General features: G+C 63.2%; 23 protein-coding genes and 5 pseudogenes. 4 read left to right on the forward strand and 24 right to left on the reverse strand.

Annotation, left to right across the window (positions count from 1 at the left end):
• Positions 1-190 precede the first annotated feature (190 nt).
• The 5 genes from HK436_RS28095 to HK436_RS28115 form a co-directional block, all read right to left on the reverse strand.
• On the reverse strand, positions 191-5,236 hold the full coding sequence (locus tag HK436_RS28095; protein WP_173194923.1) for a helicase-like domain-containing protein: 5,046 nt from the start codon (positions 5,234-5,236) through the stop codon (positions 191-193).
• Positions 5,237-5,349: 113 nt separating this feature from the next.
• Positions 5,350-5,748 (reverse strand): DUF3085 domain-containing protein, encoded by a 399-nt coding sequence (locus HK436_RS28100; RefSeq protein ID WP_173194924.1) that lies wholly within the window; start codon positions 5,746-5,748, stop codon positions 5,350-5,352.
• A gap of 7 nt (positions 5,749-5,755) precedes the next feature.
• On the reverse strand, positions 5,756-6,355 hold the full coding sequence (locus tag HK436_RS28105) for a DUF1419 domain-containing protein (RefSeq protein ID WP_173194925.1): 600 nt from the start codon (positions 6,353-6,355) through the stop codon (positions 5,756-5,758).
• A gap of 125 nt (positions 6,356-6,480) precedes the next feature.
• On the reverse strand, positions 6,481-7,455 hold the full coding sequence (locus HK436_RS28110) for a DUF3991 and toprim domain-containing protein (RefSeq protein ID WP_173194926.1): 975 nt from the start codon (positions 7,453-7,455) through the stop codon (positions 6,481-6,483).
• Between the two features lie 204 nt (positions 7,456-7,659).
• The gene (locus HK436_RS28115) at positions 7,660-7,812 is read right to left on the reverse strand and encodes a hypothetical protein (RefSeq protein WP_173194927.1); all 153 of its coding nucleotides are present in this window, start codon (positions 7,810-7,812) and stop codon (positions 7,660-7,662) included.
• 143 nt (positions 7,813-7,955) lie between these two features.
• Between HK436_RS28115 and HK436_RS32010 the strand changes: the two are divergent.
• Positions 7,956-8,164: pseudogene (locus HK436_RS32010) on the forward strand (IS110 family transposase); the annotation flags it as partial.
• A gap of 46 nt (positions 8,165-8,210) precedes the next feature.
• On the opposite strand, the gene HK436_RS28120 reads toward HK436_RS32010, so the two are convergent.
• The 4 genes and pseudogenes from HK436_RS28120 to HK436_RS33880 form a co-directional block, all read right to left on the reverse strand.
• Positions 8,211-8,390 carry a hypothetical protein gene (locus tag HK436_RS28120; protein WP_173194928.1) on the reverse strand — a complete coding sequence of 60 codons (180 nt, stop codon included), beginning with the start codon at positions 8,388-8,390 and terminating at the stop codon, positions 8,211-8,213.
• 435 nt (positions 8,391-8,825) lie between these two features.
• Positions 8,826-9,635 (reverse strand): MarR family transcriptional regulator, encoded by an 810-nt coding sequence (locus HK436_RS28125; protein ID WP_206680608.1) that lies wholly within the window; start codon positions 9,633-9,635, stop codon positions 8,826-8,828.
• A gap of 6 nt (positions 9,636-9,641) precedes the next feature.
• Positions 9,642-10,034, reverse strand: a complete 393-nt coding sequence (locus tag HK436_RS28130; protein ID WP_376769227.1) for a universal stress protein — start codon at positions 10,032-10,034, stop codon at positions 9,642-9,644.
• Positions 10,004-10,117, reverse strand: a pseudogene (locus tag HK436_RS33880) (universal stress protein); the annotation flags it as partial. The gene HK436_RS28130 and the pseudogene HK436_RS33880, both read right to left, overlap by 31 nt.
• A gap of 94 nt (positions 10,118-10,211) precedes the next feature.
• Here HK436_RS33880 and HK436_RS28135 point away from each other — a divergent pair.
• From HK436_RS28135 to HK436_RS28145, 3 genes and pseudogenes are all read left to right on the forward strand, one after another.
• The gene (locus tag HK436_RS28135) at positions 10,212-10,613 is read left to right on the forward strand and encodes a MarR family transcriptional regulator (protein WP_206680610.1); all 402 of its coding nucleotides are present in this window, start codon (positions 10,212-10,214) and stop codon (positions 10,611-10,613) included.
• 1 nt (position 10,614) lies between these two features.
• Positions 10,615-11,814, forward strand: coding sequence for an HlyD family secretion protein (locus HK436_RS28140; RefSeq protein ID WP_206680611.1), 1,200 nt, complete (start codon positions 10,615-10,617; stop codon positions 11,812-11,814).
• Between the two features lie 52 nt (positions 11,815-11,866).
• A pseudogene (locus tag HK436_RS28145) lies at positions 11,867-13,383 on the forward strand (DHA2 family efflux MFS transporter permease subunit).
• A gap of 289 nt (positions 13,384-13,672) precedes the next feature.
• On the opposite strand, the gene HK436_RS28150 reads toward HK436_RS28145, so the two are convergent.
• The 15 genes and pseudogenes from HK436_RS28150 to HK436_RS28210 all read right to left on the reverse strand — a co-directional run bounded on the left by HK436_RS28150 (position 13,673) and on the right by HK436_RS28210 (position 24,506).
• Positions 13,673-13,966, reverse strand: a complete 294-nt coding sequence (locus tag HK436_RS28150; RefSeq protein ID WP_173194855.1) for a nitronate monooxygenase family protein — start codon at positions 13,964-13,966, stop codon at positions 13,673-13,675.
• A gap of 22 nt (positions 13,967-13,988) precedes the next feature.
• Positions 13,989-14,090, reverse strand: a pseudogene (locus HK436_RS28155) (IS66 family transposase); the annotation flags it as partial.
• Between the two features lie 75 nt (positions 14,091-14,165).
• Positions 14,166-15,185 carry an MBL fold metallo-hydrolase gene (locus tag HK436_RS28160; RefSeq protein WP_173194931.1) on the reverse strand — a complete coding sequence of 340 codons (1,020 nt, stop codon included), beginning with the start codon at positions 15,183-15,185 and terminating at the stop codon, positions 14,166-14,168.
• A gap of 202 nt (positions 15,186-15,387) precedes the next feature.
• The gene (locus tag HK436_RS30745) at positions 15,388-16,026 is read right to left on the reverse strand and encodes a phenylacetate--CoA ligase family protein (protein WP_206680614.1); all 639 of its coding nucleotides are present in this window, start codon (positions 16,024-16,026) and stop codon (positions 15,388-15,390) included.
• A 339-nt stretch (positions 16,027-16,365) separates the two neighbouring features.
• Positions 16,366-16,581, reverse strand: coding sequence for a hypothetical protein (locus HK436_RS30750; protein WP_206680615.1), 216 nt, complete (start codon positions 16,579-16,581; stop codon positions 16,366-16,368).
• 30 nt (positions 16,582-16,611) lie between these two features.
• Positions 16,612-17,424 carry an enoyl-CoA hydratase/isomerase family protein gene (locus tag HK436_RS28170; RefSeq protein WP_244649501.1) on the reverse strand — a complete coding sequence of 271 codons (813 nt, stop codon included), beginning with the start codon at positions 17,422-17,424 and terminating at the stop codon, positions 16,612-16,614.
• Between the two features lie 16 nt (positions 17,425-17,440).
• Positions 17,441-18,343, reverse strand: coding sequence for an acyl-CoA dehydrogenase family protein (locus tag HK436_RS28175; protein ID WP_312860797.1), 903 nt, complete (start codon positions 18,341-18,343; stop codon positions 17,441-17,443).
• Positions 18,247-18,591: an acyl-CoA dehydrogenase family protein gene (locus HK436_RS30755; protein WP_206680617.1), complete on the reverse strand. Its 345-nt coding sequence runs from the start codon at positions 18,589-18,591 to the stop codon at positions 18,247-18,249. Before HK436_RS30755 ends, HK436_RS28175 begins: the two co-directional genes overlap by 97 nt.
• Entirely contained in the window at positions 18,588-19,706 is a 1,119-nt protein-coding gene (locus HK436_RS28180) for an acyl-CoA dehydrogenase family protein (RefSeq protein ID WP_173194932.1), read from the reverse strand. The genes HK436_RS30755 and HK436_RS28180 overlap by 4 nt, the downstream gene beginning before the upstream one ends.
• A gap of 190 nt (positions 19,707-19,896) precedes the next feature.
• Positions 19,897-20,151, reverse strand: a complete 255-nt coding sequence (locus HK436_RS30760) for a hotdog family protein (protein WP_206680618.1) — start codon at positions 20,149-20,151, stop codon at positions 19,897-19,899.
• Entirely contained in the window at positions 20,148-20,873 is a 726-nt protein-coding gene (locus HK436_RS28190; protein WP_244649502.1) for a transglutaminase-like domain-containing protein, read from the reverse strand. Before HK436_RS28190 ends, HK436_RS30760 begins: the two co-directional genes overlap by 4 nt.
• Before the next feature lie 61 nt (positions 20,874-20,934).
• Positions 20,935-22,089: a CaiB/BaiF CoA transferase family protein gene (locus HK436_RS28195; RefSeq protein WP_206680619.1), complete on the reverse strand. Its 1,155-nt coding sequence runs from the start codon at positions 22,087-22,089 to the stop codon at positions 20,935-20,937.
• Positions 22,090-22,100: 11 nt separating this feature from the next.
• Positions 22,101-22,958, reverse strand: coding sequence for a MaoC/PaaZ C-terminal domain-containing protein (locus HK436_RS28200; RefSeq protein WP_173194933.1), 858 nt, complete (start codon positions 22,956-22,958; stop codon positions 22,101-22,103).
• Positions 22,959-22,979: 21 nt separating this feature from the next.
• Positions 22,980-24,190, reverse strand: a pseudogene (locus HK436_RS28205) (thiolase family protein).
• Positions 24,135-24,506, reverse strand: a complete 372-nt coding sequence (locus HK436_RS28210; RefSeq protein WP_173194934.1) for a Zn-ribbon domain-containing OB-fold protein — start codon at positions 24,504-24,506, stop codon at positions 24,135-24,137. The pseudogene HK436_RS28205 and the gene HK436_RS28210 overlap by 56 nt, the downstream one beginning before the upstream one ends.
• Between the last annotated feature and the right edge of the window lie 23 nt (positions 24,507-24,529).

Raw genomic sequence — 24,529 nt, forward strand, 5'->3', positions numbered from 1 at the left:
GCAGCATGGCCAGACGGAGCTGGTGCTGTCTTGATTATCTTCGGCGTGACGGGGCAATGCCGGTCGCCGGTTATGATGACGGAATGTCGAACATGCCAGGCTCCGTTCTTGTGCTCAGGCATGTTGCAAGATTAGCCGCCGACCGGTCCCGGTCAACTCCGGTTGATCGACTATCCTCAGAGAGAGTTCGTCAGGCGGCGGCCCGTTCGGACCCTGTCGCTGCGTCCGCGAGCTCGGCTTCGATTTCGGCCAATAGCCGGCGCTTGTTTTCAAGCTCTCCCGCAAAGGCGAAAGCTTCGCCCTGGCGAGCGCGGTAGGAAGAGAGCCTGCGCTCGGCATCCGCCAGACGCTGGCGATAGCGGAGCCGCTCGTCTTCGAATCCCGAGAGCGCGTGCTCGAGCCTTGCGACCGCGCCGAGCGGTGTCGTCGTGACCGGCAGTTCGATTTCGTATTCGGCGCCGGTGCGCATGAGCATGGTGGTGTAGCGGTAGCCATCGCCACCGAACCGTTCGCCGGAGAATTCGACATCGAAGCCGCCGATCGAGGCGATTGCGGTGTCACCTTCCTGCTGGAGCTGGACGAGCGTGAGGATCTCCTTCATCAGCGCCCTGCCGGCGGGTTTGCGCTCGGAAAAGGATTTGCCGGCGACCGTCATGGCGAAAGCCTCGCCCGCGGTCGGGAGACGCAGGCCGATGTCCATGCCGATGTCAGCGATTCGGCGGTTCGCGACCTCAATGCCGCGTTCGGCCTCACGGATCTGACGGCGGACCGCATGCTGATCGTCCATATGGGCGGCCCGCAGGCGCTCCAGCCGGGCGATGTCGGCTTCGAGCCCGGCTTTCTGTATCAGGCGCGGATCGCCCGACGCAATCGCCTTGGCCATGGCGAACTGGTTGGCCTGGCCCTCGCCCATATCATCGAGCCTGCGGATTGAGGTGTCGCCGGAAAGTGCGGCGGCGATGAACCGGGCCTTGCGCTCGTTGTTCTGCCACATGGTGGCGTCGAGCGAGCCTTCCGTTGCGTAGGCGAAGATATCGATTTCGTCATGCTGATTGCCCTGCCGGCCGATGCGCCCCTCCCGCTGCTCGATCTGCGAGGGCAGCCACGGCACGTCGAGGTGATGCAGGGCCTTGAGGCGGAGCTGGGCGTTGACGCCGGTGCCCATGGTTTCCGACGAGCCTATCAGGAACCGGACCTTGCCGGCATTGACGTCGCCGAACAACCGCTGCTTGGCCTGCGCGCGTCTGTAATCCTGCATGAAGGCGATTTCCGACGCCGGCACGCCCCTGCGCACGAGCTCGTCCCGGATCCAGCGGTAGGCAGAGAACCCCCTGCTCTTTTCCACGCTGATCGTGCCGAGATCGGAGAAGATCATCTGCGCGGCACCGGGCAGCTCAAAGCAATCGCCATCAGGCTTGCGATAAATGTTCTGTGAGGTTTCCGACCAGATGCGGAAGGCGTTGCCGATCAGGTCGTTGAGCTTGTTGTCGGGCTCGTCTCCATTATCGGGGTCGACCAGGCGCAGATCGATCGCAGCGTGGCGGCCGTCGGTGATCACCGACAAGAGGATGTCGTCTCCGGGCCTTGCCGGTCCCTCTCGTTCCTCGATCGCCTTGATGCGCGCATCGAGCACGGTCTGGTAGCGTTTGAAAGCGGCGGACGGCCTGGAGGTCCTGATCTGCCGCTTGCCGGTCGAGACCGCCGGCACCTTCACATACTGCCGCAAGTCCTCGGGCAACACGACGTCCGCAAAGGAGCGGAACATGGCGATGAGCTCGGGGACGTTGACGAAGGTGGCAAAGCGCGTGACCGGCTTGTACTTGCCCGATGGCTGAAGCTCGAGTTCGGTCGTCACATCGCCGAAGGTCGATGCCCAGGCGTCGAACTCGTGCAGACCACGCTCTTTCAGCGCCTCTATGCCGAGGAAGCGCTGCACCGAGAACATCTCGCCGAGCGTGTTGGTGATCGGGGTGCCCGAGGCCAGCACCAGCGCGCGGCCGGGGTTCTTGGTTTCAACGAAGCGGGACTTGACGTAGAGGTCCCACGCCCGTTGCGACCCGTTCGGATCGACCCCCTTCAAGCTTGACATGTTGGTGGCAAAGGAGAGCTTGCGGAATTCCTGGGCCTCGTCGACGATGATCTGGTCGATGCCGAGCTCGGAGATGGTCAGAAGATCGTCCTTGCGCGTCGCGAGCGCTTCGAGCCGTTCCTGAAGCCCCTCCTTCAGCCGCTCGAGCCGTTTGCGCGACACGCGGTCGTCGCCGTCCACCTTGGTCAGCAGTTCCTCGTAGAGCTCGAGCTCGTCGGAGATCATCTGCTGCTCGAAGGCGGACTGAATGGAAATGAACCTGAATGCCGAATGGGTGATGATGATCGCATCCCATTTGGCCGTGGCGGCACGGGCGAGGAAGCGATGCCGCTTGTCTTTGGTGAAGTTGGTCTCGTCGGCGACAAGGATGCGGGCGGCCGGGTAGAGCGCCAGAAACTCGCGCGCCGCCTGCGCCAGGCAATGACCGGGAACGACCAGCATCGCCTTGGCGATCAGCCCGAGCCGCTTCTGCTCCATGATTGCGGCGGCCATGGTCATGGTCTTGCCGGCGCCGACGGCGTGGGCGAGATAGGTCGAACCCGCCGAAATGATGCGCCAGATGCCGCGTTTCTGGTGCCCATAAAGACAAAAGGCGCCTGAGGCGCCCGGAAGCTGAAGGTGATCGCCGTTGAACGTTCGCGGAGCGATGTTGTTGAACCGGTCGTTATAATCCCGGGCAAGCCGGTCGGTGCGGTCGGGATCGGACCAGATCCAGGTCTGGAAGGCCGTCTTGATCTTTGTGAGCTTCTCCTTGGCCGCCTCGGTGTCGACCACATTGAGGACGCGCTTTTCGCTGTCGCCGTCCTTGATGGTATCGAAGATCTGCGGCACCCGGCTGTTGAGCGCGTCGGCAAGCAGCTCGCCGGCGTGCCGCCGATCCGTGCCCCATTCCGAGGTCCCCGCGGCGGTATACCCGAGCTGTCGTGCCTCGACCGTCCAGGAGGCGAGTTCGGGCATGTGGCGGATCCTGATGTCGGCGCCCATCATCTCCCTGACGAAATCGACAATGTCGGTGGCGGGAATCCAGGGGGCACCCAGTCGCGCCGTGATATCGGACGGGCTGAGGTCGGCAGGCTGGACGTCACGCAGCGCCCGGACATTGCATTCAAACACCGGATCGAGTGCAGCGGCGGCTTCCGCGGCCTTGAGCTTGTCGCGCACCTTGCCCGAGAGATAGGCGTCGGCGGTCTGCCAGGACCCGGTCTCGGGTTCGCGGAAAACGGCGTCACCCAGCTCGGCGATGACGGTGTCCACATCGGCATGCATGAGCTCGGCAATGTGATCGACATCGACATGACCGCGCTCGTTGAGCACCACGGCCAGCGCATCGGCGGCACAGGTGATGACCGGCGCCGAGGGCGGAGCGATCACCCGCTCGGTGAAGATCGGACCGGGGCGCGCCGTGTTCGTCTCGAGGTCGTAATCCTCGATCGAGGCGACGAGCCAGCAATCGGGGTCGTCGAGGAAGGGTTGGAGATTGGGGCGGCGGTGCGTCTCGCGGACTTCGCCGGTCTCAAGATCCTCCTTCACCGATACGGTCGTGGAATTGACCGGACCGAAGGCGCGCACGAAGTTCGACCAGGCGATGCGCAGCCTAACCTGGTGCTGCTTGAAGGGCTGATCGAGCTCCTGAGCCTTGAGGACCTCGCGCACGGCGTCGCGGATCGGGATCAGCTTTCGGATGATCCTGGCCTGTTTGTCGGAGACGCCTTCTGCGGCACGGCCCTTGCGCACCGTGATGGTGACGGGTTCACCGTCGCGCACCTGCATCAGCGCCTGGTTCTTGCCGACAAAGAAGCTGCCCTCGCGGATGCCCTGCCCATCGGGCTCATCGAATTCGTGGGCATCGCCTGCATCGGTTTCCGGATCGACGGCTTCGGGCTCACCGTCATAGATCGCTTCCGGAAGAAGACGGGTGGCGGCGCCAAGCGCCTGCTCCAGATCGACACCTCGCTGCGGCAGGCAGGTATAGGTCTCGCCGAACGGTCCGGACGTCGTGGCATGGATTCCCAACACGTGATCCGGATGCTGCGCGAACCAGCGATTGACCCGGATGGGGCCCTCGTCCTCGGTTGCAGGCCGGACCTCTTCTGTTTCCAGCCAGGACATGTCGCCCTCGGCGTCGTCTGGCCTGCGCTTCCGGAAATAGAGGATGTCGGCCACCACATTCGTGCCGGCCTCGGCCCGGAAACTGCCCTCAGGCAGGCGGAGGGCGGCGACAAGGTCGGCCTGTCGGGCGATCGTTTCCCGCGCGGATGGATCGGCCTTGTCCATGGTGCCGCTGGAGGTGACGAAAGCCGCAAGCCCGCCGGGCTTCAGCCGGTCGATCGCCTTGACGATGAAATAGTCATGCAGCCGCAAACCGAGGCCGCGATAGGCTTGGTCCGAGCGCACCGTGCGGTCGGAAAAGGGTGGATTGCCGATCGCCAGGTCGAAATGCGCGGGCAGATCCATACGGGCGAAATCGCCGTTGACGATCCGGGCGCGGGGCTGGAGCAGGCGGGCGATCCGCGCTGTGACCGGGTCGAGCTCGACACCAGTGACATGGGCGACCGGGCGCAGGTCCTCGGGCATCAGGGCGGGAAACAGCCCTGTGCCGATGCCGGGTTCGAGCACCCGACCGCCGCGCCAGCCAAGCCGCAGCAAGCCCGACCAGATGGCCCGGACGATGAACTCCGGCGTGAAATGCGCATACTGCGTACAGCGGGCAAGCGAAGCGTATTCCTGCACTGAGGTAACATCCTGCAGATCGGAACCGATCTCCTGCCAGCCTTTGCGAAAGTCCGCCTCGCCCGGCCGCCGGAACACCGCATTGGCGAGTTCCGAGGCGCCGAACCCGGTGAACTTGATGAGCGCCGCCTGTTCCTCGACCGTCGCCGGGCGGGCTTCGGATTCAATCGACTGGGCGAGCGCGATGGCGGCGATATTGTCCTGGGCGCGTTGTCTCCAGCCACGGGCCAGACCGCGACCGCCGGCGAGATGGAAGTTCTCGCCGCGTCCTTTGTCCGGTGTCTTGCCGGGGCGCTGTGTAGCCGCGGGCGCCGGCTCTTCCGGCGTATCCTCGTGATCCTCCGGCGGTTCGATTGTCGTGCCGAACGCGGTGACGCCAAGACCGAGGCCGGCTGAAAGGGTGTTGCCGGAAGACACGAGCGTGAAGGGTCGTCATTGGGCATGGGTTGTTCTCCATGTGTTGGGGTGCGCGGCCGCACGCCGCCGGGATTGGCCGGTGGCGCGACGCACGTGACAGATTCGGGATGGGGTCAGCGGGTGATCAGCGAGAGTGAGATGTCGTGCTCGGTGAGCTGTACCCCCAGATGGGTGGCGCCGAAGTTCCGGTTGAAGCTCGGGATCAGCAGGTCGGCATCGATGAATTCGATGCCGTCATCGCCCCCGAAATACCGGCGCTTGTAGTCCCACCAATCCGGATTGCCCTTTGGGTGGCATTCGGCGGAATAGACGACGAGCGGTGTCTCGCCATCGCCTAGCCTGCCGTTCGAGATGATGTAGACGCCCTCGTCGCCAACGAGCCACAGGCCGGGCTTTTCGCCCTGGCCGGGTTTCAAGCCGTAGTAGGGATTGCGGAAGCCGCCGTTGGCGGCCGCGTCCGCTTCCCCGCGCGCGATGACCTTGCGCACGGCCATGATCGGGAACGTGAACATGGCGGCCTCACGCGGCCTCGGCGAGCGGCAGGTGGCGCAGATGAACCGGGAGCTTTTCCGCGATTTGCGCGTCGGTCAGATAATCCAGTAGCGCGAAGCTGCTTTCATGCCTGCCATAGACGATGACGGTGCGCTGGCCCCGATGCTCGGGCGGATAACCCGCCCCGGCATAGCCGCGATACCGGTCCTCGGTGGCGCTCCAGATATGCTCGATGCGCTCCTCGCGGGTCATCGCCCTGACCGGGCGGCGCTCCCGCTCGACGATCGCGTCGCGCATCTCGACCGGCGAACCAGGCCGGGCGAGATCGCAATAGGCATGGAAGTAGCGCTCCGCCCCATTGATGCGCAGCGCATAGAACACGCTGGTGATGCTGCCAGTCAGGAATTCGCCCAGGGCGAACATCTCACCGCGCATCCAGAGCGGCGGCAGGATATCGAGCATGTAATCGTGTTCGGGCCGGGCAATCTCGAACCATTCGCCCGCGAACAGGGCACCGTCGTCGTTCTGCCAACGGTTCGGGCGCTGGGCGTGGCGATCGAACAGACGGAACATCTGCCGGCGTTCGGCAACCCCGAAATAGATCTTGCGGATGGGAGAGAGGGTCATGGGTGGGCTCCTTGGCCTCCGGGGCTGGAGCGCAGCTCATCCTCTCGACGTCGCCATCGTCTTCAGCCCTTCCGGACCCCTCTCAAGCGGCCGCCTCTCCGTCCGGCCGTGTCAAGGGCCGGGCCTCAGCCGGGCGAAGCGTCACCCTTGAGGCGGCCGGCGGGCATGCGGCAGCCATTCTCCTTCGAGTTCTCCCTCCCTCTCGATTCCTGGTTCCTTCCCAATTCCGCGTTCCAGTCTTCCGCCAGCGGACACATCCGCTCGAAGCCGCATCCTGCCTCGGCAGAAAGCTCTCGCAGACGGCCGGCGTATGTCTCGCCCTGTGCGTTGTTGTCGGTGGCAGCCACAAGATGGGCGCCCGTCCGGTGGGCATGTGCGCGAAGGGCCTCGGCCGAGGCCGGGGCCCAGCCGCCGCCGGTGCTCATATAGAGGGTATCCGCTCGGATGTCCTCGATCGCGGCCAGGCTCATGGCGTCGATTGCCGCCTCGGTGACACAGAGCCGGAGCGCATCGGGCCGGCCGAGGCGGAACAGCACCTTGGCGCCTCCGGTCGCGAAGCTGCGCCAATCGGGACCACGCTCCTCCCAGCCGGTCACCTCGCCGGCGGAATCGGTATGGCCGGCCCACATGCTGCCCTTCGGGCCTTCGCGCAAGAGGTTCGCGGCAACGGCTATGCGGATCACTGCCTCGGGAATGTGGCGCGTGTCGCGGAGATAACGCCATGTCGCCGAGCCGGGCCAGGGTTTTCGCCGGACCCGCCAGCGTTCCACGATCGTCAGGTCGGGCGCACGGTCCCTGGCCTCGTGTGTCCAGACCGGTTCGGACGGTACAAAGCCGACCAGTTCGGCAACGACATAGAGCGCGGCGGCAAAAGGTATGCCGTCGAGATGTTCCACCAGGGAGAAGACGTCGCCCTTTGCATCCGACAAGGGATCGAACCAGCCGTTGCCGTCATGGATGACGATGACGATCTCGCTGGCGCGGCGATACTTCATCGCCTTGCCGCTGCTCTCCCTGAGATCGAGCGCGAACCCCGCGTCCTCCAGCACGGCGCTGCAGGGCACCTTCCCTCTCAACTCTTCCAGGTCTGCTTTTTCCATGTCTCGCCTGCGCCTTCGCGCGCTCCTCTTATCCGATTCCCGCTCCCGGTCTGTGCCGGGACGAGGATCGGCAGGCCGCGAAGAGCAAGCCGGGCAAGGGCGCGGCGGGCAACCCGGCAGATTTGCGGGGCCGGACCGATCTCGCCCGCCGCGGCGAAGCCTCCTTGCCGGGCGCAGCGCGCAAGCGGCACGCACACCCGCACGTCAACCGCTGCATCGCTCTTCCTTGGCGACAATCGCGGTCACCATGTCGATATCCATTTCCGCCTGCGGAGAGATGCGGGCGATTTCCGCGGCGACCTTGGCCGAGTGATGGTACTCAGTTCGATTGCCTCGGACGCGGGCGCACGTAGCCATCCATGCCATTCATCGCCGATGAGATTGTCGAGCCGTGATCAGAGGAAGTGTTCTGTTTATTCGAGCGGCAGGTCAGGGGCGGCAAGAATCCGGTCGCTGAAAGGCGGCGCGGTACTTGGCGCCAAATTTACTATCCATGAAATGACGGCAAGAGGACTTGGCAGGGCAAGTGCGCCTCCGGACCTCAACTGCTCGCGGCGGTGATCGGCAAGCGCGCACCGTATGCCCGCCGGATCATCTTCGAGACGGGGCCGCTGTCGGAGTGGTTCTACGATGCGCCGACAGCACAGGGCTGCCGGCGATCTGCATTGACGGGCGGCATGCCAAGGCTGCGCTCGACGTGGCCGCGCACGGTCGTGTGCGTCAAGTTCAGCAACTTGGGTCGGCCATAAAATTGGTCACGCGGCAGCATTGAGTTTCTTGTGTTCCTTGAGGTCGCCGCTGCTGATGCAGCGGTCTGCCTCGAGCCGGTTCTCATAGGTTTCGACAGCCATATTGCGCTGTGGCGACAAACGGTTGCGCCGACTGCCATAAGAGGCGGCTGCGGTCATGCTGAACAGGTCGACGGATTCCAGCATCCTGCGAACTTGGGCGTGGAGCTGAAGAACGGCTCGGCCTCAGGCGCGCGGCCGTGACCGCCCCAATCAGCGAATTTGCAGAACTATCGACACTACCCGGGAAGCCCGATGAGGCGAGATTGCGACGGACAGGAGTTCTCGGTTTCCGGCTCGATACGATTGAGTTTGCCACAATGCCGGTTGCGGACGAACAGGCAGGTTACGGAGCATGAACTTTCGGATGAAAAACAAGTCGGAAGCATCATCCGGTCTGGAGGAAATCCGCAGTTCCAGTTCGATTCTGCGCCCCTGTGGGAAATCCGGCTCGCCTGGGTGCTGCGCATTCCAATATTGGGGACGGCGGCATTTCACCTCGATCAGGGCACGCTCGCTGCCTCGTCACACTGATGCTGATGGTTGTTCTGCGAAGAGACACGCCGTCCCTGCCGGAAATCTTTACTTTCGGAGCCGCACAGCCGGGCCGCGCCCGTTCTCGCTGATGAACTCCGCGCCGTTTGATTCCAAGACCTGTTTCAGAGCGTCCAGCACTTCGTCCGGGCACGAGACGTTGCCGTTCTCGAAGCGGGTAACAGTAAGTCCAGAGACTTTTGCCTGTTTCGCAAGCTCACGGACGGAAAGTCCCAGCCCCGCTCTGGCCATCCGGCACTGAGACGGAGAAAGACGGCCATTTTGGTTGTGCTCCACCGTGCCTTCCCGGTCGTGGCCGGAACTCTCCTCCGCCGGCTGATCAATTCTGCTCGCCGGATACGCGCCTGCCGCCAGCTCCGCCAGATTCCCACGCATTCGCGAAAGGGTGTCCCGGGACTGTTTGGCTGCTTCATCGTCCAGTCCGTTGCAAGTGGCAACGCAGAGTTCGGTGAAGACTTTCTTGATCCTTCTGACGAGGGGAATCGCCGCGGGCCGCAATAGAACCCGCTTCGCTCGGCGGTCGTTTTCGTCAGGCTCCCGCTTGACCAGGCCCGCAGCCTGCAAGCGATCGAGCACGCCGACGAGGGTCATCGCCTCGCAGGAAAGCAATTGGGCCAACTGCGTCTGGCGGAGGCCTTCATTTTGCGCCACGGTCAGGAGCACGCGGGCCTCGGCAGGCGTCACTGCAAGCCCGGCGGCCTCGAATTCGAACGAAAGCTGTCGGTGGAACGACTTGGCAAAGGCGAGCCCTTCAAGGGCAAGGGCGACGTCTCCCGGCAAGCAAACACGGGCTTGATCGATTTGGACGACTTGGTTGCTCGGGACTCTGTCTGGCATGGTTTGTCAAAGAGCCTTTGACCGGACCTTCGGCCTGTCGGAGTGCGGGTTGGACATCTCCATCCGCCCGATCAGCAGGCTGCAGGTCAGATGGTCGGCGAGATATGTGGCCACCGACCCTGACCACCACCTTGCCAGGGTTCCATGCTGGCGGTGTCCGATGACAACAAGATCGGCATCGATCTCCCTTGCGACGGCGCAAATCTCCGGTCCGGGGTCACCCATATTGAGGCGGACTTCGGGTCGGAGCCCATGTCTCGCAACCGCCGCTCGCCTTCGGCGAGAATGTTTCGGTAGACCTCGCTCTGGTCGCCGACGATTCCCGGATGCATGCCCTCCGCAAACACCATGCCCGTGGAAATCTGCACCACTGCCAGCAGGCAAACCTGCGCTCCGCATAGCTGCGCAAGCCGCGCTCCCTCGCCAAGGGCAAGACGCCCGTCGGCAGACCCATCATACGCCAGCAGCACCTTGCGGTACATATCGTAGCCCTTGCTTCATGATCGAGGCTAAGCTAATCAGTAGCACACTATCAATAAGAAAGCTAAGACTTTGGATCCGAGCAAAGAGTTTGCCGTGGAACTTGGCCGGGTCGGGCGCCGTTGGCGAACGCTCCTCGACGCGCGCGTGAAGCATCTGGGGCTGACGCAGGCGCGGTGGATTGCACTTCTGCATCTGCGGCACTCAGGCTGTCTTGCGCAAAGGGACCTTGCCGACAAGATCGGCGTGGAAGGGCCCACCTTGGTGCGTCTGCTGGATGCGCTCCAGGAGCGGGGGCTGATCGAGCGCCTCGAGGCCGGCGATGACCGGCGCGTCAAGAAAATCCACCTCACCGAGAGCGCTAGGGCGGTCATCGACGAGATAGATCGCATTGCGGATGCTTTCAGGAAAGAAGTGATGGACGGGATTCACCCGGATGATCTGGCGACCGCGCATCGCGTGCTGCGTCTCATCGGCAGCCGACTTGAAGGGTTTTAGAATGAACATGGAAGCAAAGCCCTCGCAGTACGCGAAGGTGAGGGAGCTGGACGTCGCCGAAGCTGAGCCTTCGGGGGACACCGTCGAAACAACCGCCTCACCAGGGCGGCGCGACGGAAGAGTCCGCCGCCTCGTCCGAACGGTGGTGATTCTGGCGGCGCTTGGTGTTGCAGCCTATTTCACTTATCCGTGGCTGGCGGCGCGGTGGACCCATGTCTTCCTGGACGATGCCCGCATCGCCGGCAATCTGGTCGCCGTCAGCAGCGAGGTCTCTGGCAGGATCGTGACGCTTTCCGTCATTGCGGGAGACAGGGTCGCGAAGGGCCAGGTTCTTGCGACGCTGGATTCGGCCTCCGTCGCGCAAGAGCTGAAAGGCTTGAAGGCTCAGGTATCCGGCGTCAAGTCACAGCAGAACCAGTTGCGCGCGCAGCAGGACTTGATACGAACCCAGGTCGCCGCCAAGCTTGACGCCGCCCGCGCCCAAATTACCGCTGCGGAAGCCGCGCACGCATCTGCCGAGGCGACGCTCGAGAACGCGCAATCCCAGTTCGACCGCGTCACGGCTCTTGCGGGGCGAAATGTTCTGTCAATCCAGCAGCTCGAGGATGCAGAAGCCCGGCTCGCGGCCGCTACGCAACAGGAGCGTTCGACCGCGGCAGGCATTGAGACCGCCAAGGCAAATCTGCAGGTGGTCGAGGCGGAGGAGGCCCAGATCGGCGTGCTTGAACGGCAGATCGCCACGCTTGATGCACAGATCGAAGCATTGACCGCGCAGATCGAACAGAAGCGCATCGACCTGACGAAGCGCGAAATCCGAGCGGAGTTCGACGGCGTGATCGACAGCACCTTCGTTGACGCCGGTGAATACGTATCGCCCGGCACCAGGCTGCTTATCTATCACGATCCCGAGAACGTATGGGTCGATGCGAACGTAAAGGAGACGGATTTCCGGAATGTTCAAATTGGCGCACCCGCTCGGATCACCGTCAACGCCTATCCCGGACGGGAATTCCACGGCGAGGTCGTGCGGCTCGGCGCAGCGGCTACAAGCCAGTTCGCCCTGCTGCCCAGCCCCAATCCGAGCGGCAACTTCACCAAGGTGACCCAACGCCTGCCGGTGCGGATTTCCATCGGAAAACAGGACGGTCTGCTGCGTCCCGGAATGATGGTGGAAGTCAGCATCGATGTCGTCGATCGATAATCTCTTCGACCGTTATGGTCCGGCCTACCGTTGGCTGGCGACGGGAACCGTGATGATCGCCGCGATTGCGGTCGTGCTCTCGACCACGATCGTCAATGTCGCAATTCCCGGGGTCATGGGGACGTTCGGCATCAGCCAGGTCGAGGCGCAATGGATTTCGACCGGATTCCTCGCTGCGATGACCGCGACGATGCTGCTGGCCGACTGGGCCAACAGGGCCTTCGGCCAACGGCTAAGCATGATCACGGCGCTCATGCTGTTCGCGGCGGGATCGGTCCTAGGCGGGCTTGCTCCCAACGAAACCGTGCTGACCATTGCGCGGGTGATCCAGGGGCGGCCGCCGGAATCGTACAGCCACTTGCAATGGTTCTGCTCTTCCAGGTCTTTCCGGCGAACCAGCGCGGTGCCGCCATGGGGATATTCGGCATTGGCGTCGTGCTCGCACCGGCGCTCGGACCATGGATCGGCGGCGTCCTGATCGATGCATTCAACTGGCGGTATGTCTTTTATCTCGGTCTTCCCTTTGCCGCGCTAGCCATTGTCCTATCGAACCTTTTTCTGCCATCGCGGGCCGAAAGCGGGCCGCGCCCGGGATTCGACTGGACCGGCATGATCCTTCTTTGCGTCTTTCTCGGTTTTCTGTTGAACGCACTGACCAACGCCCAGCGCGAGGGCTGGACCTCGGATCCGATCCTCGCGCAGTTCGCGATTGCCGCGCTTGCAGCGTCAGGGTTCGTTCTTTGGGAGATCAGCACCGAAAAGCCGATGCTCGACATGCGGCTTTTCGCGCAGTTGCCCTTCGCCTCCGCCTGTCTGGTCGGCTTCATCATGGGCGCGGGCCTCTTCGGCTCGACCTATCTCGTCCCGCTGTTCGTCCAGACGATCCAGGGGTTGACGCCGACACAGGCGGGCCTGCTGCTGATGCCCTCGGGCTTTGTTCTGGTGCTCGTATTCCCCATCGCCGGGCGCATGTCCGATCGCCTCCCGTCAGGCTGGCTGATCGGCTCCGGTCTCGCGATCTTCGCCTATTCCTCCTATCTCACGGCGGACATCGACATCAACACGAGCTTCTGGACGCTCGCCTGGCTCACCGTCCTGTCGCGGGTCGGTCTGGGCCTCATTTTCCCGTCGTTGACCGCAAGTTCGCTGAAGGTGTTGCCCGCAATGCTGGTCGCCCAGGGCTCCGGAGCGATCAATTTCATACGACAGCTCGGCGGTGCCTTCGGGGTCAACCTGCTTGCCGTCTTCCTCGAGCGACGGACCGTGATGCACGCCGACGCATTCGCCGCGACCCAGACCAGCGACAACACCGCGACAATTTCACTGCTGAACCAGGTGGCGGGAATGGTCAAGGCGGCCGGCATACCGGATTTCCAACAACTGCCGGCGGCGATGTCCTTTCTCGCGCAAAGCATCGCAATTCAGGCGAATACGGCCGCGTTCCGCGATGGCTTCATTGTTGTGGCGATCGTCTTTGCGATTGCGCTGTTGCCGACATGGCTGCTGTATCGCGCCGAAACCCGTCGCAGGCTCGACGCGCACAGCGCCTCTGTCGGCGCGACCGACTAACTATGTTGGGCACGGCCCTCTTCGGTCGGGCGGTCAGCCGCATCAACGCCGCCGCATCGAGTCGTGCCTCGCGCGAACTCGGGCCTCAGTGACTTGGACATGAAACCATGCAAACCCGACCCCCTCACGCCGGCTCTTCCGAGCAGACCCGACAGGCGTTGATCCGCGCCGCTCTTGAGCTGAGTGAGGTCGTCGGAGGTTCCTGCCCGCCGTCGCGAGGCTTGCGCGCAGGAAATTGCCTGGCGCGCCACTGACGGCCGGAGTATAGACGATATCGGCTGCCTTCACTTTAGGTAGCATCTGTCTCTGTCGCTCGACCGCCTCGGCCGTCGCCATGGAGCAGGTGCTCATATAGACCAAGTCCGCACCCATCAGGCGCGCCGCCGACAAGCAGCGTTCCGTCGAATATCTGCCGGATCTCGTGCAGCGCTGCGAAAGGGCTGATCAGGCCGGCATGGCCGCCCGCGCCGTAGGTGACGGCGATCAACCCGTCGACGGCGGCGTCCGCCGCCTTGGCCGGGAAGCGGACCGTGGTGACGTCGCGGAAGACGAGCCCGCCATATGGAATGCACGGCGGCGACAAGGTCGCGGTTGAGCCCGAGCGACATGACGGCCGCGCGGTCGGCCCCGCGTTCGGACCCGGCGAAGAGCCATGATTTTCGTCCGAGGGCCAAACTCCGCAGGGCCCTTTCCGCGGCGTTGTTGGAGCATCCACTCGGAACCATGACAAGAATGACGCCCCACAGGCACGGCAACATTATCGTTCTCACGCGCCTGGGATATCAGGTGGTGACATAGCGGACCTTCTCCGCAGTTCTGACCGCGGCCAGTTCCGATCTTCGTACCAGCCGGTTGATATGAGCCAGCGTTTCCGTGAACGCGAAACTCATTTGGTGGGCGTCGAGCTTGCGGGTGAAGAGGATAGGAACGAGATCCGCCACTGAGTGCGGCGCTTTTGCGCATGCTTCCCGGATCCGTTGGCAGCGTCCTTCGTGGTGTGCCTCAAGTTCGAGACATCGTTCATGCAGCCCGTAGAACGGGCGGCCGTGCCCCGACAGCACCAGGACATCGTCCGGCAGTTCCTGACGCATAAAGCGCAGTGTCCTGAGAAAATGTCCGAGCGGGTCGCCATTAGGCTCGCCGGCGAACACGCTGACATTGGGCGAGATCTTCTCGATGATCTGATCGGCAGCGAACAACAGCCTATCCTGCTCGCAGTAAAGAAGGATCTGCTCGGGGGCATGCCCGTCCGCAGTGATCACCCTGAATTCCCGGCGTCCGATCGTGATTTTGTCGGCCAGAACGAGCCTGAGAAAGGTGGGAGGCAGTTCCGCAACGAGCATCAGATATTCGCTACCGTGAATGGCGACGAGTCCGGCGCCTTCCTCGCTCATGCCGTGGTTAACATAGAAATCGAAATAGTGGCGAAGCCCCGTCTCGTGCGGGGCAAGGGAGATGACCCTGCTAGTCATATAGGCAGTCTGGCTTGTCAGCATTTCGGCGCCAAACTTGCCGCAAAGCCATCCTGCAAGCCCGATGTGGTCCGGATGATGATGGGTCACGACGACGCGCGAAATGGAGACATGCGATAGCGGTCCTCCCAAGAGAGCCTGCCAAGCTGCCTTCGCCTCGTCCGTATTGATGCCGGTGTCGATCAGCGTCCAGCTGTCGCCATCCTGGACAAGATAGACGTTCACGTGATCAAGACGGTACGGCAGCGGAATGCGGGCCCAGAGAACCCCTGGCGCAACCGAGATAACTTGTCCTGCCACCGGTGGCGAATGGAAGGGAAACTGAGGCATAATTTCCAATAGATGCAGCGATTGGAGAGCTTTGTCTACCGAAAGCCTACGCGCGGCTTCACGCTCGCCTCGACCACCGCCTCACCGGGACGAGAACTTTCAAGAGGCCTTCTCCTGAATCGAGTATGGGTTCGTCGACGGTGAGGCTCACACCTGCTTTGGTGGCGCTCGCTTGACCGTCGCTGGAGCTTGAGCTGTGGCTTCAGATGTCCTTGCCATTGACGATGAGGGGCGCGTCCTCGGGAAGCGCATCAATGAAGATGATCTCGTCTGCACGGATGCGGGCATGGCGCTGGAACGCTTCTTTGGCCGCCGCTTCGGCCGCAATGCGGTCGGCGCCCTCCTGCAGAACGATCGAGATGCGGATAAGATCTCGGTCGTTTTCGCGCGTCGCCACGGCCTGAGCCGCTATTGCGCCGGGTGTGGCAATCACCACCTCCTCGATCACGCGTGGGTAGACGAAGATCTCGCGCACCTTCACCGCCGCGCCCACCCGGCCCTGCAGCGCCGAAAGCCGGCGCACACTGCCGTCCTGGTTCCTCTCCAGCGCGAGGGCGCTGTCACCAGTGCCAAAGCGGATCATCGGCCAGGTAGCATCGCGTGCGGTCACCACGACCTCGCCCGTCTCGCCGTGGGGGAGCTGGTCGCCGCGGACAGGATCGCAGATCTGCACCACGCGGTCCGGATGCACCACATAGCCGTCGCCGCCATCCTCATACGCGACAAGGCCAAGATCAGCGGTGGCATAGGCCGCCCAGGTGGAAACGCCGTAATCAGCCTCGATCCGCCGGCGCTTGGCCATCCAGTCGCCCATCTCCCCGCCCAGAAAGGCGGTCTTCACTTTCCAGGCGCCGCGCCATAGGTCTCGATCACTCTGTCGGCCAGGATTAGGAAGAAAGCCGTCGACGCGCAGATGGCAGTGACGCCGGTCTCGACGACGATCTGGGCTTGCAATTCGGTGTTGCCGACGCCGCCGGGAATGACGGTGGCGCCCGCGCCTGCGCCGCCTCGTCAAAGAGAAGCCCGGCCGGCACGAGGTGATACATCCAGGTGTTCAGAATGACATCCCCCTTGCCGACCCCGGCGGTCTTGAACAGCAGGTCCAGCCCGTGCCCGCCGCCACCGGGCAGCGCCGGTTCAAAGATCGGGCCGGGCGAGACATAAATGCGCGAGACATCCGTCAGGTCGGCGGCGAGAAACCCGCCGAATGGCGGTCTCTCTCTTTGGAGTTTAAGAAGTTCCTCTTTTTCATCACCGGTAACCGGGAAAGATCCGCAAGAGATGAAACCTTCGCAGGGTCGAACCCTGCCGCGGCGAACCGTGCCTTCAGTCCCGGTGCCTTCGTTGCAGCTGCGCTGTAGGCGGTCGCGATGTCCTGATAGATGTCAATGGACATTGCTTTATGGTCTCCCCTGCTACTCACGGGTCAGATCGGACAGTCCTTGCGGAAGTTTGGCGCGCGCTTCTCGCGATGCGACAGGACGCCTTCTTTCACGTCCTCGCTCATGAAACCCAGCATCTCGAGGGCGGTGGAGGCGTCGAAGATCGGTCCGGCTTGACGCAGCCAGTTGTTGAGCGAGTATTTGGTCCAGCGGATCGCGCTCTGCGAGCCATTCGCAAGCTCGGTCGCGATGTCGAGCGCGGTCTGCTGCAGAACGTCATCCTCGACGCACATCGACACCAGGCCGATCCGGTCTGCTTCCTCGCCCGAGACCGGCTTGCAGGTCATCAGATAGTATTTCGCCTTGGCCATGCCGCACAGCAGCGGCCAGATGATCGCGGCGACATCACCGGCGGCGACGCCGAGACGGGGATGGCCGTCAACGATCTTGGCCTTCTTGCCCGCGATCGACACGTCGGCCAGGATTCCGACGACCAGGCCGGCGCCGGCCGCAGGACCGTTAATCGCCGAGATGATCGGCTTGTTGCAGTTGATGATGTTGTAGACGAGGTTCCTGGCCTCTTTCCACGTCTTCATGATCTCGTGCGAATTGCCGATCATGCTCTCGATCAGACTGAAATCGCCGCCCGCCGAAAACGCTTTGCCTGCACCGGTGACGATCACCGCATTGATGTCGGGATCGCGATCGATGTCGATCCACATATCGGTCATCTGCGTGTGGGTCTCGGCGTCCACCGAGTTGAAGGTCTCGGGCCGGTCGAAAGTGATGCGCAGCACGCGCTCGGCCGGATAATCGAATTTCAGCTTGTCGTATTTCGCGTAACGATCGGACATCATAAATCCTCCCTCGTGATCAGCCCGGCAGGCCCAGGACAGCTTTCGATAGAATGTTGCGTTGGATTTCGTTCGACCCGCCGTAGATCGTGGTCGGCCGGGCCTTGTAGAAGGCCGCCAGAACATCGACGCCAACATTGCCGACCTGCAATGGGCCGAGGGTGCCGCCGTCGGGTCCTGCCACCTCGATCATGAGTTCGGTGATCTTCTGAAACGTCTCGGTCACCCAGATCTTGAGCATCGAGACATCCGCACCCAGCGGTTCGCCCCGCTTGAGTTGATCGGCGAAGCGCGCGTAAAGCGCCGCGTGATCCTCGACATCGAGCGCGACCTCGGCGAACCGATCGCAAAAGACCGGGTCGTCGAAGCGGCCGGCACCGCGGGCGTAGGTTTCAAGCTGACCAAGCGCGTTCTGGGCCAGACTCGGTGCGCCGATAAACACCCGCTCGAAGCTGAGCAGGGACTTGGCCATGGTCCAGCCCTTGTTCAGTTCGCCGACCAGATTTTCGCACGGGGTGCGGGCATCGTCGAAGAAGACCTCGCAGAACTCGGTTTCGCCCGCCAGCGTGGTGATCGTTCGGACCTCGACCCCCGGCTGATCCATCGGCACAAGAATGAAGCTGATGCCCTGCTGCTTCTTTGGGGCCTTCGGATCGGTGCGCACCAGCATGAAAATGTGCGTCGAGTCATGCGCCATCGTCGTCCAGATCTTCTGTCCGTTGATCACGAACTCGTCCCCGTCGATCACGGCGTTCGTGCGCAGGTTCGCCAGATCGGACCCTGCGCCCGGCTCGGAATAGCCCTGGCACCAAATGTCCTCACAGCTCAGAATGCGGGGCAGCCAGTATGCCTTCTGAGCATCGGTGCCGAACTTGATGATGAGCGGACCGACCATCTGCACGCCCATGTCGCGGCCGCGCACGACCCCCAACGCTGCTGTTCCTCATAGAAGATGAGAAGCTTGGCCGCGTTCAGCCCCATGCCGCCGTACTCCGCAGGCCAGGCCGGTGCGACCCAGCCCTTGGCATGAAGCTTGCGGTGCCAGTGCTCGATTTCGGCGAACTTCGGGCGATGCGAAAGATTGCGCAGCTCTTCGGGATACTCGGTTTCGAAGAACTGCCGTATCTCACTGCGGAAGTCCGCGTCGCTCATGGCGTTGTAGTCGATCACTCGGCGGCCTCCTCTGCGTTGCGGGCGTTCAGCCAGAGCCGCCGGTGATGGACGTCGTCGCCCAGCCAGGCCGAGAGCACCAGCGCCCTGTTCAGGTAAAGCCCGATGTCGAACTCGTCGGTGTAGCCGACCGCGCCATGCAGCTGGATGGCCTCGCGCGTGATCTTCCTGGCCGTGGTGCAAGCCCGGGCCTTGGCGCGGCTGGCCTGGCGGGCACGCAGGCGCGGGGCTTCTGTCGCGTCCATCAGGCCTAGCGCGTCGCGCACGCCCGCTTCGGCCACTTCCTGCATGACATGCATGTCCACCGCGCGATGCTGAATGACCTGGAACGAACCGATCGGCTTGTCGAACTGCTCGCGCGTCTTGATGTAGTCGAGCGTGATCTCCAGCGCCTTTGCGCTGACCCCGACAAGCTCGGCCGCCGTCAGCGCCGTCGTGTCGCTGACCGCAGCTTCCAGAGCCTTTGCGACGGCCGGGCCCTTTGCGAGCAATTCGGCTGGCGCGCCCGACAGGTGTAGCTCGGCCAGTATACTGCCATCGGACTGACGCCGTTTGTCGAAGGCTATGCCCTTGCCGCCGGGTTCAAGCAAAACGAGAGCCGGTCCGCCGCCGGTCTCCGCCACGACGAGGATGCCACTTGCAGCAGCCACCCCCGCGACCCATGATTTCATCCCGGTCAGAGCGCCGTTCTCGAACCGAGATGACAGGGTGTTGGAGAGACCTTTGGCGTCACGCTCCTGCCATGCTGTTGCCAGGACCGTCGTGCCGGCCAGCGCCTCGGTCAGAAGCGCATGCTCGGGGCAGAGTCGGCGTAAAAGGCCAATTGCGAGCCCAACCGAGGCGACCACAGGCTCGGGCGCGATCGCCCGGCCTACTTCTTCGGCGATGATACCGGCGGCGGCCAGCCCCATGCCGAGGCCGCCGGCCTCTTCGGGAACCACTGCGCCGAACACGCCAGCCTCGGCCAGTTCCGTCATCACGGGCGCATCCCAGCCGCCGCCTTCGTCCCTGATCTTGCGCGCTCGCGCCACGCCGCCCGCGCGCTCCAACAGCGTGCGGACGCTTTGACGCAATAGGCGGAAATCGTCCTGGTCGTGATGTGCAGCGTTGCTCATTTTTCCTCCGAGGGCCGGCGCTTGATCATCACCGGAGTATCGGCAGTGAACACGACCTGTCCTGCGGGATTCATGGCTCTGAGCGTGTAGGCCAGCACGCCCCTATCCGGTTTGCTCTTCGAAGGTGTGACCGAAGAGACTTCCAGTTCGATGTCCAGCGCCTCGCCGGGCCGAATTGGCCGAGGCCATCTCAGCGAATCGAAACCCAACCCCCGATATTGGCGATCTCCGGCATCATTCCATGCATGACTGGCTTGAACACCTGCAGCATCGTCTGAAAGCCCGAGGCGATCAGGCTGCCGTGGACGGACACGGCATAGTTCTCATCGGTGTGCAGCCGCTGCGGATCCCATTCATGCGCGAACGCAATGATCTCCTCCTTGCTCAGCGGCTCTGCGCGGAACCTGTAGATCTGACCTGGCTGGAAATCTTCCAGATATTTCATGAGACCTTGCCCGCTGCCGCAAACCCGGCGTCCACCCCTTCGGCGCTGTGCGAGATGCGCTCGCGATTGAACTGCTCGAGCTTGGGATAGGTCCTTTTGAAAAGGCGCAGGAATTCCTCCATCGGTGCGTCGACGTAGAGCCCCCGATCGTTCACATATTCCATGTGCCGCTGGTCCTTGACGTCGAATTCGTGAAACAGGGCGTCGCTGTTGCCATCGAAGATTAGCGGCCTGACCCCGAACCGCTCGCACAGCTCCATGTTGAACGCAGGCGTGATCTTATAGGTATTGCCGTCGAGCCAGAGCTGCACGTAGCCGTGATAGACGAAGAGATCGGTGCCCATCAGCTCCCGCAGCTTGGGCGTGTTCAGATGGTTGCGCACATCGGCGAATCCCAGCGCTGCAGGAATGTCGACCGCGCGCAGGCAGGCCGCCAAGAGGATCGCTTTGGGCACACAGAAGGCGGCCTCCGCTCCGGCGATGGCGCTCGCCCGGTAAGCATCGGCCGTCAAGGCGAAGGTGTAGGGATCATAACGGATACCGTCCCGCACCGCCTCGAATAGGCGGATCGCCTTATCGCTCTTCGATGCATCGTTGGGTAGATCGCGCAGAGCCCGGGCGACGAACTGCTGGACCTCGGGGCTGTCGCTGTTCACGAAATACGTGGGCACGACGTATCTCGCGGCCTCTTCCGGGAGCTCTTCTTGGGAGGTCGTCATCATATCCACCTTCTGGGAGAAGCAATTCTAACACCTGTTAGATTAATGGACCACGCTGCCACCGTCAATGGTTCGGCGTTCTTGGCGGTGTCTCATGGGTCGGGCAGCCCGAAATAGCGGTTGTCACGTGCGAGATCGGGCGCGGCCTCGTCGCGGGAGGGCGGCGCGCGAAAAGCCGGCGCGATCGGAAGCGGCAGAGCGGGTACGCGCCGTTCCCCGATCGCACTTGCCGGCCGTATATGCCACGCTTGGCAAAATGGTCGTCGGATGCCGCCTCGGCCGGGGTCTTGACCACCGTGCAGCAGCAATCGGCCTCGGCCAGAAGCGGTTCCCAGTGCGAGGCCGGATGTGCCGCCAAGAGGCGGGCAACTTCGGCAGAGCTTGCTTGCGGATCGGCGAGGTCGTCGCGCAGCTCCGTCCTGAGTCCGATCACCTGGCAGAAGGCCTGCCAGAACTTCTCTTCCAGTGCCGCCACGGCGATCTGCCGCCCGTCGGCTGCGGAATAGAGCCGGTAACGCGCCAGTCCGCCCGTCAACCGGTCGGCGCCATTGCCAATCGGCTCTCCGGCGACAACGCCCTTGGCATGAGCCCAATAGGCGAAAACGAAGGCACCTTCGGCCATGGCGATATCGAGATGGGCGCCCTGCCCCGTACGATCGCGCTCGCGCAGGGCGAGCAGGATATTGAGCACCGCCGGGTAGCTGCCGCCCCCAATGTCGGCCACCAGCGCGAACGGCATTGTCGGCTGCTCGTCCGGACCTCGACTGAGCGACAGGATTCCGGCGTCGCCGACATAGTTCAGGTCGTGGCCGGCAAAATCCCGTTTCGGCCCGGTCTGTCCGTAGCCGGTGATCGAGCAATAGACGATGCCCGGATTGATGGCACGCACCGCCTCATATCCCAAGCCCAGCCGATCCATCACGCCGGGGCGGAACTGCTCGACCAGGACATCGGCCTTCTCGATCAGCGGACGGAGGCTCTCCACCGCACCTTCAGCCTTCAAATCCAGCGCAATCGATTTCTTGCCGCGGTTCAGGATCGCGTAACCGATGCTGACGCCGTCGATTTTCGGCGCCGAATGACGCGCGTCCTCGCCCGTGCCGGGGCGCTCCAGCTTGACAACTTCCGCCCCGGCCTCGGCTAGCATCAGGGTCGCCAAGGGGCCAGGCAGAAGCGTGCTGAAATCCAGCACGAGAATATCGCTGAGCGGCTGAGCCATGTTCGCTGTCCTCAGGCGAAGCGGGCTGCGCCGTTGTTCAGCACCACGACCTGACGCTCGGGGATCGAGGCTTTGAATCGGGCTTCGTTGCCTTCCCGCCAGATATGAAACCGCACCGTCTCGCCCGGATAGACCGGGGCGGAAAAGCGCACATCCAGTCCGGTCAGCCGGCTCGCGTTATAGTCGCAGAGCGTCTTGAGAATGGCGCGGGCCGCCAGCCCGTAGGTGGCCAGGCCATGCAGGATCGGGCGCTCGAACCCTGCCGCACGGGCGACCTTGGGATCAGCGTGCAGCGGGTTGTAATCGCCCGACAGGCGATAGATCAGCGCCTGGCGTGGCAGCGTCGCAAGATCGCAAACATGGTCGGGCTCACGCTCGGGGATGGACGCAGGCGTCGGTCCCGGTTTGTTTTCGCCGCCAAACCCGCCGTCGCCGCGGCAGAAGGTCGACATCGAGACCTTGGCCAGCGTCTCGCCACTGGCCGCATTGATGATGTCACGGCTCAGATAGATGACCGCGCCGCGCTCTTCGCCCTTATCGGAGATCTGATCGATCCTGGTACGGCCGATCAGTTCACCTTTGACCGGCAATGGCTTGTAGACATCCAGCCACTGCTCGCCGTGCAAGACCTTCTTCCAATCGATCCCGGTGCGCGGATCGCGCAGCCAGAAACCGGGGTAGCCAAGCGTGACGGCCATTGACGGCACGACCATCAGCCCGTCCTCATAGACATAGGCTAGTTCTTTTTCGTCGGTCGGATTCTCGCCAAAGCCCAAGCCAAGCGCATAGAGCATGGTGTCGCGCTCGGTGAGGGTTTGCGCTACATCTTCAAACTCCCAGTTGGAGAGAGCCTCATAATTGAGCGGCATCGCTTCGCCTCCCCAGTCGTCTCACAACGTGTTCTCCGAGCCCAGAATTGCAGTGACCTGGCTCGACAACGTGCCGCCGTTGCCGTGGGCGAGCGCCAGATCAATATTTGCGATCTGAAGTCCCGGCGCATCGCCCCGGATCTGGCGGGTCGCCTCGATCACCGTGAAGATGCCGTACATGCCCGGATGCACGCAGGAGAGCCCGCCGCCGTTGGTGTTGACCGGCAACTCACCCCCGGCGCGATCCGCCCGCCCTCGACGAAGGCCCCGCCCTCGCCCTTCTCGCAAAAGCCCAAATCCTCCAGAAAGAGGATCGTGTTGATGGTGAAGGCGTCGTAAAGTTCGACCACGTCGATGTCGGACGGAGTCACCCCTGCTGCGGCAAAGGCGCGCGCACCCGACTCCCTGGCCGCCGTGACGGTGAAATCCGGCATCTGAGAAATCTGTCGATGCGTGCTCTCGGCGGCGGAGCCAAGAACGTAAACCGGCGGCTTGGGGAAATCCCTCGCCCGCTCGGATCGAACCATCACGATCGCCCCGCCGCCATCAGTGACGAGGCAGCAGTCGCGCACCGTCAGCGGATCGCTCACCATGCGGGCGGCGAGCACATCCTCGCGTGTCAGGTCGCCGCGCGCGAAGGCCTCGGGATTGTGCTGCGCCCAGGCCCGCGCGGCAACCGCCACATCGGCCAGCTGTTCGCGCGTGGTGCCAAATTCGTGCATGTGCCGCGCCGCCGCAAGAGCATAGGCGGAGATCGGATAGCGCGGGCGATAGATCTGTTCGTAAGGCGGCGGCCGCGAGGCCGTAACGAGCTTGCCCGACCCACTGCGCTGGTTCGAGCCGTAGACGATCAGCGCCACATCGCACAACCCCGCTGTGAGCGCCATGGTGGCCGCGGTGATGTAGTTGACGAACGAAGAGCCGCCGGTCATCGTCCCCTCGACGAAACGCGGGCGGATGCCAAGATATTCCGCCGCCATCAACGCTGGCATGCTGTCTTCCATCATCGTGCAAAAGAGTCCGTCCACATCGGACAGTTTCAGCTGCGCATCCGCCAGTGCCGCCAAGCCCGCCTGCGCCATGATGTCGTAGGCCGTCAGTCCGGGCGCCTCGCCGAAGCCGGCGTGTCCGGTGCCCACGATCGCAGATTTGCCGCGCAGCTTGTTCTCCACCTCTTCAGCCCCCTTCCGGCCTGCACAGCACGGCGGGGGTGCCGTCGATCTCTCCCGCATAGGCGATCACCGCCATGCCGATCTCCACGTCAGGAGGCGCAACGCCCTCAACGCGGCTCATCATCCGAACCCGTTCCTCCAGTTCGACGATGCAGACATTGTAATCGCCGCCCCTATCGGGCGCGCGCCTGACGACCGTTGTGGTATGGATCTCGCCCCTGCCCGAAATCTCGTGTGACGTGAACGATGTTGCGTAACAATGCGGACAGACCACGCGCGGGAAAAAGTGGAAACGTCCGCACGCGTTGCACTTGGGAAGAACCACCTTGCCTTCTGCCAGCCCCCTTCGAAAGGCTACATCCGGGCCTTCGTGCATTCTCAACCACCCTTCCCTAACTG

Origin of the sequence: Neoaquamicrobium sediminum (assembly GCF_013240295.1) — a bacterium.
Taxonomy (GTDB): Bacteria; Pseudomonadota; Alphaproteobacteria; order Rhizobiales; family Rhizobiaceae; genus Aerobium; species Aerobium sediminum.